Here is a 14,220-nt window from a genome sequence, read left to right as displayed (position 1 = left end):
CAAGCCGGCTCCTACAGTGGATCGCAGTTGTTCACCTTTTCGTGCCTGCCACTGAACCCTTGTAGGAGCCGGCTTGCCGGCGATGACGGCCTTGAAATCGATGCAAACCTTGCGGGCCCCATCGCCGGCAAGCCGGCTCCTACAGTGGATCGTGTTGTTCACCTTTTCCGTGCCCGCCACCAAACCCTTGTAGGAGCCGGCTTGCCGGCGATGACGGCCTCGAAGTCGATGCAAATCCTGCGGGCCTCATCGCCAGCAAGCCGGCTCCTACAGGGATCGTGTTGTTCACACCATTCCGGCCTGCCACAACACCCTTGTAGGAGCCGGCTTGCCGGCGATGGCGGTCTTGAAATCGATGCAAAACTCTCGGGCCTCATCGCCGGCAAGCCGGCTCCTACAGTGGGTTGCGTCTTTGTCAGGGATAGTGCCCGGCATTGGACGTTTGCATTCGTGCGATTCAGGCAAAATTGATTTGTGGCGGGCGCGGTGTTTGAAACGAATCGGCGCCGCGATACTCGACGGGATTTTGCCTATTCCTGAATTGGCCCACGGATGGCCATTGCGAGGTTCGAACCATGACTGTCTCCCGCCGACTGGCGCTCTTGATGACCGCTGCCGCGTTGCTCACCGCGTGTGGTGAATCTTCCAAACTGCCGCCGCAGGCCAGTGTCGGCCCGAGCCCGCAGTTGCCTGAGCCCACGACTACGCTGATCCCGACGTTGAAGGTGTCCAAGGCCATCGGCTGGGCCGGCAGCGACAAGCCGAAAGCGCCCGCCGGTTTCACGGTGACGGCCCTGGCCGAAAACCTCGACCACCCGCGCTGGATCTACAGATTGCCCAATGGCGATCTGTTGGTCGCCGAGAGCAATCACCCGCCGATGCCTGAAGGCGCCACTGACGGTGGCAGCGGTCCGCTGGCCTGGGCGCGGCGCACCGCGATGGGTTTTGTGATGGGCCGTGTCGGCGCCGATGCGCCCAGCGCCAATCGAATCACTTTGTTGCGCGATGCCGACGGTGACGGTCACGCAGAACTGCGCACGGTGTTCATGAGTGGACTGACGTCACCCTTCGGCATGGCGTTGGTGGGCAACGAGCTGTTCATCGCCAACGCCGACGCCCTGGTCAAGGTGCCTTACAGCGAGGGGCAAACCGAGATCACGGCGACGCCGGTGAAAGTCACCGATCTGCCTGCCGGTATCAATCACCACTGGACCAAGAACGTGCTCGCCAACCCTGAGGGCACCAAGCTTTACGTCACCGTGGGCTCCAACAGCAACGTTGGCGAAAACGGTCTGGAGGCCGAAGAAGGGCGGGCGGCCATCTGGGAAGTTGACGTTAAAAGCGCAGACAAGCGTCTGTTTGCCAGCGGTCTGCGCAACCCCAACGGCCTGGCCTGGAAACCCGGTTCGAACCAGTTGTGGACCGTGGTCAATGAGCGCGACGAAATCGGCAGCGACCTGGTGCCGGATTACCTGACGTCGGTAAAAGACGGCGCGTTTTACGGCTGGCCATGGAGTTACTACGGCAACCACGTCGACACCCGGGTTGAGCCGCCGCGCCCGGACAAGGTGGCCCAGGCCATCGCCCCGGATTACGCGTTGGGCACCCACGTCGCCCCGCTGGGCCTGGCGTTCTCTGACTCGCGCGGCATGCCCAGCGCTTTCGCCAATGGCGTGTTCATCGGCGAACACGGCTCGTGGAACCGCAATCCGCAGGCCGGCTACAAGGTGGTGTTCATCCCGTTCAGCGACGGCAAGCCTTCAGGTTTACCGGTGGATTTCCTTACCGGTTTCCTCAATGCCGACGGCGAGGCGCAAGGGCGTCCGGTGGGCGTAGCGCTTGATCAGAGCGGAGCGCTGCTGGTGGCGGACGATGTCGGCAACAAGGTATGGCGCGTGGCTGTGGCCAAACCGGGTCAATAAAGCGGGATAGGGCCCGGTCACCGCGCAAGTTGCGCGGCTGACACGGGCTATCAAAGAGGTATCTGCGGCGTCGAGACCACCTGGCGCAAGCCCATGAACGAACGAATCTGCCGCACGCCGGGCAGGTACAACAATTGCTCCGCGTGCAGGCGGTTGAAACTGTTGCTGTCCTTGGTGCGCAACAACATGAAGTAGTCGAATTCCCCCGTCACCACATGGCATTCCATGCAGCCGGAAACCTTTTGCGCCGCCGCTTCGAAGGCAGCGAAGGATTCCGGCGTCGAGCGGTCCAGCACCACGCCGATCAACACCACCATGCCCGCATCCAGCGCGTCATTGTCCAGCAACGCGACGATGCCCTTGATCAAACCCGCCTGCTTGAGGCGTTCAACGCGGCGCAAACACGCCGGCGCACTCAGTTTGACCTTCTCGGCAAGCGCCACATTGGAGATGGAAGCGTCGCGTTGCAGCGCCTTGAGAATGGCGCGGTCGGTGCGGTCCAGCGGGTGTGGCTCCGGGCTGGATGTGCCGGTTTTCTTGTGAGTATTTGTTGCGTTCATATGGATTTCTACGCAATAAAAAGTTGTTTGAAGTGATAGGCGGCGATTTATGTTTCTTTAATGTATTGAAACTTGCAACACATATTTTTGGCTTTGTTCTTAATATTGAACTCATCGAAGCCCCTCTGAAAGAACCTGGAATGCAGCCTGTTTGCCTTTCGGTCTGGCGCTTGGATATCCAATAATCAAGGAGCAGAGTCATGAACCTGAATCGTTTCAAACGCTATCCGTTGACCTTCGGTCCTTCGCCCATCACTCCCTTGAAACGCCTCAGCGAACACCTGGGCGGCAAAGTCGAGCTATATGCCAAGCGTGAAGACTGCAACAGTGGCCTGGCCTTCGGCGGCAACAAGACGCGCAAGCTTGAATACCTGATTCCCGAGGCCATCGAGCAGGGCTGCGACACCCTCGTGTCCATCGGCGGGATCCAGTCGAACCAGACCCGCCAGGTCGCTGCCGTTGCCGCACACCTGGGCATGAAGTGCGTGCTGGTCCAGGAAAACTGGGTGAACTACTCCGATGCCGTGTATGACCGCGTTGGCAACATCGAGATGTCTCGCATCATGGGCGCGGATGTACGACTGGACGCCGCCGGGTTCGACATCGGCATTCGCCCCAGCTGGGAAAAGGCGATGAACGATGTGGTGGAGCGCGGCGGCAAACCGTTTCCGATCCCGGCGGGCTGTTCCGAGCATCCGTATGGCGGTCTCGGCTTCGTCGGTTTCGCCGAGGAAGTCCGCCAGCAGGAAAAAGAACTCGGCTTCAAGTTCGATTACATCGTGGTCTGCTCGGTGACCGGCAGCACCCAGGCGGGCATGGTGGTCGGGTTTGCCGCCGACGGCCGTTCGAAGAATGTCATCGGTATCGACGCTTCGGCCAAACCGGAAAAAACCAAGGCGCAGATCCTGCGGATCGCCCGGCACACCGCTGAACTGGTGGAGCTGGGGCGCGAAATCACCGAAGAAGATGTGGTGCTCGACACACGGTTCGCCTACCCGGAATACGGTTTGCCCAACGACGGCACGCTGGAAGCCATCCGCCTGTGCGGCAGACTTGAAGGCGTGCTGACCGACCCGGTGTACGAAGGAAAATCCATGCACGGGATGATCGAAATGGTTCGCCGTGGCGAGTTCCCCGAAGGCTCGAAAGTGCTTTACGCACACTTGGGCGGGGTGCCTGCGCTGAATGCCTACAGCTTCCTGTTCCGTAACGGCTGATCACAAACCTGTAGGAGCCGGCTTGCCGGCGATGGCGGCCTCGAAATCGATGCAAAACCCACGGGCCTCATCGCCGGCAAGCCGGCTCCTACAGTGGATTGTGTTGTTCACATTGTCGTGTCAGTCACCGAACCCTTGTAGGAGCCGGCTTGCCGGCGATGGCGGCCTCGAAATCGATGCAAAACCAACGGGCCTCATCGCCAGCAAGCCGGCTCCTACAGTGGATTGTGTTGTTCACATTGTCGTGTCAGTCACCGAACCCTTGTAGGAGCCGGCTTGCCGGCGATGGCGGCCTCGAAATCGATGCAGAACCCACGGGCCTCATCGCCAGCAAGCCGGCTCCTACAGTGGATTGTGTTGTTCACATTTTCGTGCCTGTCACCGAACCCTTGTAGGAGCCGGCTTGCCGGCGATGGCGGCCTTGAAATCGATGCAGAACTCACGGGCCTCATCGCCGGCAAGCCGGCTCCTACAGTGGATTGTGTTGTTCACATTGTCGTGTCAGTCACCGAACCCTTGTAGGAGCCGGCTTGCCGGCGATAGCGGCCTTGAAATCGATGCAAAACCCACGGGCCCCATCGCCGGCAAGCCGGCTCCTACAGGAAAGGGGACAACGTTCAACCGCCAGGAGTAGCGCCATGCATGCGATATCGCAATCCGCCGTCTGGATCAAGGAACCCTCGGCGGATGCCGGGGTGGTCATCGTGACCAGTGCCGCGTTGCCCAAATACATGATCGACCAGCTGCACGTGGCCATCGACGACTGGGATCAGGTGGCTTACCTGGCCGTCAAGCAATGCAGGGCATTGATGCTCGACTGGTTGCGGGTCGGGTCCAGCCCCGAGCAAGCGTGTGATGCCCGTCAATTGCTGCGCGGCGTGTGCAAAAGCAGTTTTTTACTGGACGTCGAAGTCGGCACGGTGCCGGGCCTGACCTGGCTGGGATCCGTCTGCGGTCACTCGCTGCGCGTCGTCGACCTGGGAACCGTCGCCTCAACCCATGCAGCGATGGATCGACAGGTGGAAGCCGTTTTGTTGGCGACCCGGAGTCTGGCGAAAAGCGTGCTGCAGGAGCGCTACCTTATTTAGCGGATGTCTTCGCCCGCTCAATCAAACACACCCAATAAGAAAGGCAACGCCTATGAGCCGATCTGCCGACCGTCGTAATAACGCCAGGAAATGGATGCGCGAACCCTCAAGTGGCACGCGCATTGTGGTGATCACTGCTGGACTGGGCAGTGAACATCTAGAGTTGATTCACCACAGTTTCAGTTGCTTTGAAAACATTGCACTGATGCAGGTCGATGTCGCGCCGATGAGCGCAGGAATGTTTGAAGCGCACACATCCACCTGTGATTACTGCCTTGTCGTGGCTGGCGAACTGGATAAGCGCTTTTTACGCGATTTGCCCAAGCGCAGAATCAATATTTACCCGATAGCCCGGGATGCCCGGACCGAGCGCTCCGTCATCGAAGCGGTCGAGCAGGTCAAAAGCCTGGCCCGAGCAAACCCTCCACCGCGCATTGATAACGAATCAGCCTTTTGCAGGAGATGCCCATGAACCCGTCCGATCTTCATGCTCAGTTACCCGGCCAGACCACGGAAGATGCCGAGGAAATCGCTGAATGGCGCGATGCCTTGCTATCGGTCATCGCCCACGGCGGCGCCGGGCAGGCCCGGCAGATCATGGACATGCTGGTGACGCTGGCCAGCACCTGCGAGATGAATTGGCGGCCCCGTCACGGTACGCCCTACATCAATACCATCAGCGTTGAGCAGCAGCCGGTGTTTCCGGGGGATCTGGCGCTCGAAGAACGCCTGGCCTCGATCATGCGCTGGAACGCGTTGGTCATGGTGGCGAGAGCCAACCAGGCCTACGGGGAACTCGGCGGCCACATCGCCAGCTACGCGAGCGCCGCCGATTTGTTTGAGGTGGGCTTCAACCACTTCTTCAGGGCGCGCACTGAAACCAGCGGCGGCGATCTGGTGTTCTACCAGCCGCACTCGGCGCCGGGCGTTTATGCACGGGCTTTTCTGGAAGGCCGCCTCGAAGAGAAGGACTTGCAGCATTACCGGCAAGAGATCGGCGCACGCGCCAATGGCGCCCGGGGGCTGTCGAGTTATCCGCACCCGTGGTTGATGCCGGACTTCTGGCAGTTCCCGACCGGCTCGATGGGCATCGGTCCGATCAGCTCGATCTACCAGGCGCGTTTCATGCGCTACCTGGAACACCGCGGCCTGCAAGACACCGCCGGGCGCACCGTTTGGGGGGTGTTCGGCGACGGTGAAATGGATGAGCCGGAAAGCATGTCGGCCCTGACGCTGGCGGCGCGCGAAGGGCTGGATAATCTGGTGTGGGTGGTCAACTGCAACCTTCAGCGTCTGGACGGTCCGGTGCGGGGCAACGGTCGCATCATCGACGAGCTGGAGGCGCTGTTCGGTGGGGCCGGCTGGAACGTCATCAAACTGGTCTGGGGCTCTGACTGGGACGGACTGTTTGCCCGGGATCACGACGGCGCGCTGGTCAAGGCCCTGTCCGCCACGGTCGATGGCCAGTTCCAGACGTTCGCCGCCAAGGACGGACGTTTCAACCGCGATCAGTTCTTTGGCCAGAACGAAGCCCTGGCACATCTGGCCCAGGGCCTGACCGATGAACAGATCGACCGCCTCAAACGCGGCGGCCACGACGTGGTGAAGATTTTCGCCGCCTACCAAAGCGCGATGCGCGAGGGCAGAAAACCCACGGTAATTCTGGCGCAGACCAAGAAAGGCTTCGGCATGGGCGATGCAGGGCAGGGCAAGATGACCGTGCACCAGCAGAAGAAACTCGACAAGGACGCCTTGATCGCCTTCCGTAACCGTTTCAATTTGCCGTTGACCGATGAACAGGCGACCTCGCTGAGCTTCTTCAAACCCGACGACGACAGCGCCGAAATGCGCTACCTGCACGAACGTCGCCGGGCATTGGGCGGCTATATGCCGTCGCGGCCCACCACGTCGACGTCCTTGGCCGTGCCCGACGTCAACAGCTACGCCGGGTTCGCCATTGCTGCCGAAGGCAAGGAAATGTCCACCACCATGGCCTTCGTGCGAATGCTCAGCGGTTTGCTCCGGGATAAACAACTGGGGCCGCGCATCGTGCCGATCGTGGCCGATGAAGCGCGCACGTTCGGCATGGCCAGCCTGTTCAAGCAGATCGGGATTTACTCCAGCGTGGGCCAACGTTATGAGCCGGAGGATATCGGTTCGATCCTGAGCTATCGCGAAGCCCTCGACGGGCAGATTCTCGAAGAGGGCATCAGCGAGGCCGGGGCGATCAGTTCCTGGGTAGCCGCCGCGACCAGCTATTCGGTGCATGGCCTGCCGATGTTGCCGTTCTACATCTACTACTCGATGTTCGGCTTCCAGCGCATCGGCGATTTGATCTGGGCGGCGGCGGACCAGCGGGCGCGCGGGTTTCTGCTCGGCGCCACGGCGGGGCGCACGACGCTCGGCGGCGAAGGTTTGCAGCATCAGGACGGCAACAGTCACCTGATGGCGGCGATGGTGCCCAACTGCCGGGCCTACGATCCGGCGTTCGCCGGTGAGTTCGCGGTGATCCTCGATCACGGCATGCGCCAGATGCTGGAACGCCAGGTCGACGAGTTCTACTACGTCACGCTGATGAACGAAAACTACCCGCAGCCCAATCTGCCCGAGGGCGTCGAACAGGCAATTATCAAGGGCATGTACCTGTTCGCCCGGCATGAAGTCGAGGACGCACGCGGCAGCGTTCAGTTGTTGGGTTCCGGCGCGATCCTGCTTGAAGTGATCGCGGCAGCCGAGCTGCTGGCCAGCGACTGGAACATCGACAGCGAGGTCTGGAGCGTCACCAGCTTCACCGAGCTGGCCCGCGAGGCCCGTGAGGTGGAGCGCTGGAATCGCCTGCATCCGGGACAACCGGCGCGGCGCAGCCACGTTCAGGAATCGCTCAACGACAAGGCACCGATCATTGCCAGCACCGATTACGTGCGTGCCTTGCCCCAACTGATCGCCAGCTACGCGCCGGCGCGTTACACGGTGCTCGGCACTGACGGTTTCGGCCGCAGTGATACCCGCAGCCGGTTGCGCGCGTTTTTCGAAGTGGACCGCCATCAGATCGTCTTGAGCGCCCTGACGTCACTGGTTCAGGACGGGCGCCTCGATGCCGGCGTGTGTGCCGAAGCGATTGCGCGCTACGGGATTGATGTTGACGCCATCGCGCCTTGGGACGCTTGAAGCCGGGCTTCAGGTCGAGTCGAATTTTCAGGAAATGGTCATGAAGAATGTGCATGAAGTGCGAATGCCCGACATCGGCGATGCCAAGGATGTCGGTGTCATCGAAATACCGGTCAAGGCGGGCGATGCGGTGGTCGAAGGGCAGACCCTGATCATTGTCGAGACGGACAAGGCGTCCATGGAAATTCCATCGCCGCACACGGGCGTGTTGCAATCGTTGGTGGTCAGTCTGGATGACAAAGTCAGCGAGGGATCACCGATTGCCTTTATCGAAAGTGAAGGGCTATCGGCGGCGCCGGCACCGCGCATCGAGCCGGTTGCAACGGTCATAGAACCTCAGCCGATTGCCTCGCCAGGGTTGCTCATCGAAGCGGTTGATCCGCCAACGGACTTGCCGCTGGCATCGCCGTCGGTTCGCAAGTTTTCTCGAGAATTGGGTGTTTCGCTCAAGGCCATTCAGGGCACGGGCCTGCGTCGCCGCATCACCAAGGACGACGTGTTGGCCCATGTGAAAGGCGCACTGACGGTAACTGAAACCCGTGCCCAGCCGTTGGGCGGATTGCTGCCCTGGCCGGTGGTGGACTTTGCCAAGTACGGGCCGGTGGAAACCCGGCCACTGTCGCGCATCCGCAAAATCAGCGGGGCCAACCTGCATCGCAATTGGCTGATGATTCCCCACGTGACCAATCACGACGACGCGGATATCACGCAACTCGAACAGTTCCGCGTGCAGGTGAACAAGGAAAAGGCCGGCAGCGGGGTCAAGTTGACGTTGCTGGCGTTGTTGATGAAAGCCTGTGCGGGCGCGTTGAAAAAATTCCCGGAGTTCAATGCCAGTCTCAACGGCGACGAATTGGTGTTGAAGGGTTATTGCCACATCGGTTTTGCCGCTGATACACCCGAAGGGTTGGTCGTCCCCGTCATCAAGGACGTCGATCAGAAAGGTGTGCTGGCGATTGCCCGGGAAATGTCAGCGCTGGCTGAAAAGGCGCGGGCGGGCAAGTTGAGCGTTGCCGAGATGAGTGGCGGCTGCTTTTCAATCTCGTCGTTGGGCGGCATTGGCGGGACGTATTTCACGCCGATCATCAATGCGCCGGAAGTCGCGATTCTCGGGGTGGGCAAAAGCACGGAGCGACTCGCGCTGGAGGGCGGGCAGGTTGTGACGCGCAACATGCTGCCGTTGAGCCTGAGTTGGGATCATCGCGTGATCGATGGCGCGGCGGCGGGGCGTTTCAACGCCTATCTGAGCAGTGTGCTGGCGGATTACCGCAGGCTGGTTCTGTGATCGAGGGGGCGGTTTGTCGGGTTCGTTCAGCCACTTGAACATACAAATTCCCCGATCGCGGACACAATGCAGATACATGAGTGCGGTTTGATGAGGTCGTCCAACACCACAAAGAGGCTTTTGCCATGTTCCGCAAACTGCAGCTTGCCGCCAGGTTCCTCAGCCAGAGCACGCGCCTGATGGTGGGCGTTCCGGATTACGACAACTACGTTGCGCAGATGAAGCTGAATCATCCGGACCAGCCGGTCATGAGCTATTCAGCATTCTTTCGCGAGCGTCAGGAAGCACGTTACGGCAAACGCAGCTGCACGACGCGGTGCTGCTGAACGCCGATTGAACGGCGGCTGCCGAAAAGCCTCGTCCTCATTGAGAGGGCGGAGCTTTTTGCGTTTCACAGAGCCGAATTGAGGGGCCGGCACACCGAGTGCTAGAACGAGCAGTTCGCGCCCTGAAGCACTACGCGTCCAAACTGCGCATTGTCGTCCAGCGGCGTCACGGCCAGCAGCTGATCCAGACGGATCTCCTGTGGGCCGCCTGCCGTTTCAACGCAGAGAAACTCTTCTTTGTCGCTGGACGTCCGTGTCGTCAGCGCTTTGGCCGTCAGGCTTGTGCCATCCATCAACTCGATATGCAGTCGATAACCGCGCAGGCAGGCAATCTCGAGATAGTCGTGCAGGTCGCAATCCAAAGGCTGATACGTGTTCATGGCATGACTCCTGGCAATCTTGAAGTTTGATGATGCAGGGTTGGCCTGCAACATAGAATCTCCCGCCTGTTTTGTGCAAGCCCCGCAATCCCTGTGGGAGCGAGACCGGCTTGCCGGCGATGAGGCCCTTACAAACGCAAACAATCCCGCCCCTTTACTCAGCTGCCGCGTGACTAGACTAACCAGGGTTATCGAACGGCAGGGGCGACAACCGTGGCGCTACTTTTATGGACTCATTGATCACCGCCGCAGCGCGGGCACTCGCGGCGGGTGATCCGCTTGGTGCGCTTGACCGGGTGGCGTTGCGTGACGATGCGCCCGCGCTCGCGTTGCGCGGCATCGCCATGGCGCAGCTCGGCGATCTGGTTCGGGCGAAAGCGCTGGTGAAAAGCGCCGCGCGCGCATTCGGGCCGAAAGAGCCGTTGGCACGGGCGCGCTGCGTGGTGGCCGAGGCCGAAATTGCGCTGGCTTCGCGTGACCTGGGCTGGCCAGTGAAGGCGCTCGAAACGGCACGCCTGGCGCTTGAGGCCCATGGGGATCGAGTGAATGCCGCTCACGCGCGGTATTTGCAGATTCGGCGATTGTTGCTGATCGGTCGGCTCGACGAGGCCGACGTTCTGTTGGCCGCGCTGGATCCCGCACCGTTGCCGCCGGTGCTGCGCGCCGCCCATGAATTGGTGGTGGCGGGGATTGCCATCCGCCGCCTGCAATCGCAAACAGCCCGGCTTGCCCTGGCGAGGGCCGAACATGTCGCACGCGAGGCGGGTGTCCCGGCGCTTATCGGCGAAGTCGAAAACGCCGTTAACGTCCTGAATTCCCCGGCGGCGCGCCTGATCGCCCATGGCGAAGAGCGGCCGTTGTGGCTGGATGAAGTTGAAGCCGTGCTCGGCTCGACCGCGTTGGTGGTGGACGCCTGCCGTTATGCCGTGCGCGGCGTCGGCATGTCGGTTTCCCTCGCCAGGCGCCCGGTGTTGTTCACCCTCGCTCGGGCGCTGGCCGAAGCGTGGCCGGCGGACGTATCGAGGGAAACCCTGATCCGCCGGGCGTTCCGCCTGAAGCTGTCGGACGAGTCCCATCGAGCGCGCTTGCGTGTCGAAGTCGGGCGCTTGCGTGCGGCGCTGAAACCCTTGGCGGGCGTCATCGCCACTCAACGCGGGTTTGCGCTGGTGGCGCTGGTTTCATCTGACGTAGTGGTGTTGGCGCAACCGGTCGAAGAACGACACGCGGCGCTGTTTGCCTTGCTCGCCGACGGCGAATCCTGGTCGAGTTCGGCGTTGGCGTTGGCGCTCGACACCAGCCAGCGCACGGTGCAGCGCACACTCGACGCGCTGGCGGCGGCCGGCAAAGTGCAGCCATTCGGACGTGGCCGGGCGCGGCGCTGGATGACCCCGTCGGTACCGGGTTTCGCGACGACCTTGTTACTCCCGGCGCCACTGCCGAGTGACTAGGATGAACGCCACGAACCCCTGAAGAGGTAACCGAGATGAAACACTCAACCGCAGAAATCCTCCGCGAATATGGCCCGTTCGCCGGTGTCGACAGCGTGCATGGCGTGACCTGGGACGGTGAGCGCGTCTGGTTTGCCAGTGGCGAAAAACTCATCGCCCTCGACCCGGCCAGCGGCAAGACCCTGCGTTCAATCGACGTCAGCGCCGATGCAGGCACGGCCTTCGACGGCCAGCACCTGTTCCAGATCGCCGCCGACCGCATCCAGAAAATCGACCCACAGACCGGCAAAGTGCTCAACACCATCCCGGCACCGGGTGGCGGCAACGACTCCGGGCTGACCTGGGCTGAGGGGACGCTGTGGGTCGGCCGCTATCGCGACCGGAAGATCCACCAGATCGACCCCGAGACCGGCGCGATTTTGCGCACGATCGAGTCCAATCGCTTCGTTACCGGGGTGACCTGGGTTGACGGGCAGCTGTGGCATGGAACGTGGGAAGGGGATGAAAGCGAGCTGCGCCGCGTGGATGCCAAAACCGGGGAAGTGCTGCAAAGCGTCAAGATGCCGACCGGCGTCGGCGTGTCGGGACTTGAGTCCGATGGCGGCGATCAGTTCTTCTGCGGCGGCGGTGGCAGCGGGAAGGTGAGGGCGGTGCGGCGGCCAGCGTGACGCATCACGCTGGCCATGGTGTGACCGGCCTCAAGGCGCTCCAAACAACATCGTCCAGTAAACCCCTTGGTCACTGCGAGCGTCCGTCGCGTAGGCGGCTCCCACTTGGGTGAACAACGGGCTCATCAGGTTGGCGCAATGTCCGGGGCTGGCGAGCCAGCCTGCCATTGCCTTGCTCGGTGAGCCTTGGCCTGCGGCGATGTTTTCGCCGATCTGGCGGCCACGGAATCCGGCAGCCCGCGCCCGGTCGGCAGGCATATCGCCGTCGGGATCGCGGTGTGCGAAGTAATTTCCGTAGGCCATTGCCTTGCTGTGGCCCTGCGCCGCTGCCCCGAGGCTGGCATTCCAGGCCAGTGGTCGGGCGGCGGCAAAGCGCTGGCGTCCGCAGAGACGCGGTTTCGCCCGCGCGGCGTTGACCTGGGCGAGCAACGCCTTGCTGACGGCTCGCGCGTCGTTCATTTGACTGTCCAGCACCGGCCGCGCCAGCACCACTTGCCATTCGCTGCGGCTGCGGCTGACGCCGATATCGGCGTATTGGCTATCCAGCAATGCCGAGCAGTAATCGCTCTGCAGCAGGTCGAAGGCCTCTTCGGCATCTTGCGCGCCGACCACGCGCAGGCTACGCACGGTCACTGCCTGATAACCGGACGCTTTCAACCGGTCCCGCAAGCCGCCGCCGTAGCCGACCGGCAAGGCCAGATTCGATTTCAGCGCCAGCGGTGCCAAGCGTTGGGCGGGACGCCGCTCGCAGCGCTGCGGGTGGGCGCGGTAATCGTTGATGGCTTCCACCAGTTGCCGTTCCGCGCCGGCGTGGGCGGGGCGGGTGGTAATGGAAAGCAAGGTAAACAGGCACAGCGAAGTCAAGCGCAAGGCGTCGGCGGTTTGGCGCATGGAGGGACAGCTCTGAAGAGATGGCAGCGGTTAGGGGAGGAATTGGCGCCGCTGTAAGACTGGGGAGTTGAAACAAGGTTCACGGGGCAGGAGTGCATATTTACCGGCGACTTCGTGTGTCCGACAGACGTACCTTCACCGCTACATCTTCAGGTGCAAGGATTGCCGGCGATGGCGATTTTACGGACGCCTTCGCGGGCAAGTCGGGTCGCCGCATCGCACGCTCCTACAGGGTTGGTGTCGTTCACAAAATTGTGTTTCAACTCAAACCCGTAGGAGCGAGGCTTGCCCGCGAAGACGGCAGCACAAACACCGACGAAATCAGCTCAGCCCTCACAACCCCCAGCCTTCACGAACAGCCGTGCGAATCCCTTCCAGCAACATGGCAAACGCCGGGTTGTCATTGTTCTCGCGCCAGATCAGATGCAACTCGCTCTGCACGCCTTCCCCCAGGTCGATATCGCGAAACACCACGTTCTTGAACACCACGCTGCTGGCACACCGTGGCACCAGCGCCAGGCCCATGCCGGCGTTGACCAGCGCCAGAATGGTCAGCGACGAACCCAGCCACTGCACGTATTCCGGGGCGACGCGGGCCGAGCGCAGCATGCCGGTCAGCAGTTCGTTGAAAGGTGGGTAGGCGGCGTGGGAGTACATTAGAAACGGTTGTGCATCGAGGTCTTTGACCGACACGGTTTCGGCGCTGGCCAATCGATGATGGCTGGGCACGGCCAGGACAAACGGCTCGCGCACCAGGCACTCGGTGGCATATCCCGGTTCCAGCAACGGCGCGCGGACGATCCCCAGGTCGATGCGGCGGGCGCGCAGGGCTTCGTGCTGTTGGTAGGTATTCATCTCCGACAGGTCGATTTTCACGTGCGGTTGCTTGAGGCGGGCTTCGGCGATGACCTTGGGCAGGAATTCATACACCGCGCTGCCGACAAAACTGATGTTGACCGTGCCGATATCGCCCTCGGCAAAACGCCGGGCGGTGGTGGCGGCTTGCTGCGCGCGTTCGAGCAGGTTCTGCGCTTCGATGAAGAAGGCGCGGCCGGCAGCCGTCAGGGCGACGCTGCGGGTGGTGCGGGTGAACAGCTCGACGCCCAGGTGATGTTCCAGCAGCTGAATCTGTCGGCTGAGCGGCGGCTGGGTCATGTTCAACCGTTCGGCGGCGCGCCGGAAGTTCAGTTCGGTGGCCACCGTGGTGAAGCAGCGCAGTTGGGTCAGTTCGAACATTGATCTAATCCAGGTATCAATCGAATGCCAA

General features: G+C 61.7%; 13 protein-coding genes. 9 read left to right on the top strand and 4 right to left on the bottom strand.

All coding sequences use genetic code 11. The annotated features are described in order from the left end of the window. Positions 1–575: 575 nt before the first annotated feature. Entirely contained in the window at positions 576–1,922 is a 1,347-nt protein-coding gene (locus J4E42_RS03540; protein ID WP_207284617.1) for a sorbosone dehydrogenase family protein, read from the top strand. Positions 1,923–1,972: 50 nt separating this feature from the next. On the opposite strand, the gene J4E42_RS03535 is transcribed toward J4E42_RS03540, so the two are convergent. Then, a complete protein-coding gene (locus tag J4E42_RS03535; RefSeq protein ID WP_207284616.1) occupies positions 1,973–2,482 on the bottom strand; it encodes an Lrp/AsnC family transcriptional regulator in 510 nt (169 codons plus the stop codon). Positions 2,483–2,682: 200 nt separating this feature from the next. Here J4E42_RS03535 and J4E42_RS03530 point away from each other — a divergent pair, with 200 nt between their 5' ends. The 6 genes from J4E42_RS03530 (at position 2,683) to J4E42_RS03505 (ending at position 9,566) form a co-directional block, all read left to right on the top strand. Further along, positions 2,683–3,699: a 1-aminocyclopropane-1-carboxylate deaminase gene (locus J4E42_RS03530; protein WP_008045265.1), complete on the top strand. Its 1,017-nt coding sequence runs from the start codon at positions 2,683–2,685 to the stop codon at positions 3,697–3,699. Between the two features lie 638 nt (positions 3,700–4,337). Beyond that, complete coding sequence (locus J4E42_RS03525; RefSeq protein ID WP_207284615.1) at positions 4,338–4,787, top strand: transketolase; 450 nt, start codon at positions 4,338–4,340, stop codon at positions 4,785–4,787. A gap of 52 nt (positions 4,788–4,839) precedes the next feature. Further along, entirely contained in the window at positions 4,840–5,259 is a 420-nt protein-coding gene (locus tag J4E42_RS03520) for a hypothetical protein (RefSeq protein ID WP_223449437.1), read from the top strand. Next, positions 5,256–7,955: an alpha-ketoglutarate dehydrogenase gene (mdeB, locus tag J4E42_RS03515; RefSeq protein ID WP_207284614.1), complete on the top strand. Its 2,700-nt coding sequence runs from the start codon at positions 5,256–5,258 to the stop codon at positions 7,953–7,955. The genes J4E42_RS03520 and mdeB overlap by 4 nt, the downstream gene beginning before the upstream one ends. A gap of 40 nt (positions 7,956–7,995) precedes the next feature. After that, the gene (locus J4E42_RS03510; protein ID WP_207284613.1) at positions 7,996–9,240 is read left to right on the top strand and encodes a dihydrolipoyllysine-residue acetyltransferase; all 1,245 of its coding nucleotides are present in this window, start codon (positions 7,996–7,998) and stop codon (positions 9,238–9,240) included. 125 nt (positions 9,241–9,365) lie between these two features. Further along, positions 9,366–9,566 carry a YbdD/YjiX family protein gene (locus tag J4E42_RS03505; RefSeq protein WP_008033844.1) on the top strand — a complete coding sequence of 67 codons (201 nt, stop codon included), beginning with the start codon at positions 9,366–9,368 and terminating at the stop codon, positions 9,564–9,566. Between the two features lie 101 nt (positions 9,567–9,667). Here the strand turns inward: J4E42_RS03505 and J4E42_RS03500 are convergent, their stop codons facing one another. Further along, entirely contained in the window at positions 9,668–9,946 is a 279-nt protein-coding gene (locus tag J4E42_RS03500) for a Rho-binding antiterminator (protein WP_008036366.1), read from the bottom strand. 227 nt (positions 9,947–10,173) lie between these two features. On the opposite strand from J4E42_RS03500, the gene J4E42_RS03495 reads away from it, so the two are divergent. After that, entirely contained in the window at positions 10,174–11,394 is a 1,221-nt protein-coding gene (locus J4E42_RS03495) for a helix-turn-helix domain-containing protein (RefSeq protein ID WP_207284612.1), read from the top strand. A gap of 35 nt (positions 11,395–11,429) precedes the next feature. Continuing rightward, on the top strand, positions 11,430–12,062 hold the full coding sequence (locus tag J4E42_RS03490) for a glutaminyl-peptide cyclotransferase (RefSeq protein WP_207284611.1): 633 nt from the start codon (positions 11,430–11,432) through the stop codon (positions 12,060–12,062). A gap of 30 nt (positions 12,063–12,092) precedes the next feature. Here the strand turns inward: J4E42_RS03490 and J4E42_RS03485 are convergent, their stop codons facing one another. Next, entirely contained in the window at positions 12,093–12,953 is an 861-nt protein-coding gene (locus J4E42_RS03485) for a CAP domain-containing protein (RefSeq protein WP_207284610.1), read from the bottom strand. A 333-nt stretch (positions 12,954–13,286) separates the two neighbouring features. Then, on the bottom strand, positions 13,287–14,189 hold the full coding sequence (locus tag J4E42_RS03480) for a LysR substrate-binding domain-containing protein (RefSeq protein WP_207284609.1): 903 nt from the start codon (positions 14,187–14,189) through the stop codon (positions 13,287–13,289). Between the last annotated feature and the right edge of the window lie 31 nt (positions 14,190–14,220).

This window comes from Pseudomonas sp. FW300-N2A2 (assembly GCF_017351735.1).
Taxonomy (GTDB): Bacteria; Pseudomonadota; Gammaproteobacteria; order Pseudomonadales; family Pseudomonadaceae; genus Aquipseudomonas; species Aquipseudomonas migulae.
The sequence above is the reverse complement of the archived record's forward strand: the minus strand, read 5'-3'. Positions and strand labels throughout refer to the sequence as shown.